The sequence below is a fragment of the Haloferax sp. s1 genome (assembly GCF_058382125.1).
Genome location: NZ_JBZRPK010000047.1, coordinates 1 through 698 on the forward strand (window position 1 = coordinate 1; position 698 = coordinate 698).

General features: G+C 58.3%; 1 protein-coding gene. It reads left to right on the forward strand.

Annotated elements, in window-relative coordinates; all coding sequences use genetic code 11:
• Window positions 1–121 precede the first annotated feature (121 nt).
• On the forward strand, window positions 122–637 hold the full coding sequence (locus QT222_RS00270; protein ID WP_004056657.1) for a DUF6789 family protein: 516 nt from the start codon (window positions 122–124) through the stop codon (window positions 635–637).
• The last annotated feature ends 61 nt before the right edge of the window (window positions 638–698 follow it).

The following is a 698-nucleotide window of genomic DNA, read 5'->3' on the forward strand; positions in this document are numbered from 1 at the left end:
AAGCCGACGGCCTTAGCCACTAGTGAGGTCTCTTCGGGAGTCTGCACGGAAAGCTGTAACCCCTCCATATTGTGGTATTTGTCACCTTTTATCATGACTCGTGTTGTACTATGACGAGGACATGAGCCAAGAGACCCCGACGACGGCAACAACGGTAGAGCAACATGCCGGTGAGACGGTCGACCCCGAAATCACGGGTCGCGTTATCGTCACTGCGATGGCTGGTGGGTTCATCGGAACAGTCCTGATGCTTCCCGTCCTCGTCGGCATTCCCGATTTGCTCGGGCTGTTCGTCACCGAGCCAATCACGCGATTCGCCGGGTTCGCGGCGTTCTTCGGCTACGAGCCGACGCTCCTCTTGGGCGTCTTCCTATTCGGTATCGGCGGTGTCGTGGCCCTACCGGTGACGTTCGTCGTCGTCGGGGCGTTTCTCCCGCCGGAGTCGCCCGAGTACCTTCGTGGCGTCTCGTTTGCGACGCTGTACTGGGCCGGGTTCGTTCCGGCGTTCTGGCCGGGCGCTGACGTGTTCGTCACCGCCTCGTTCATCGTGTTCTCGCTTCTCGCCCACTGGGTCTACGGCCTCGCCCTCGGATACACCCTCGACCGATTTGTGGGAATCCCGCAACACGAGGTGTAACCTCCGCGAGTGTCAGTAGTTGGTATTATAATTTCTTTATTCACAAGGTTTGGAACTGAAT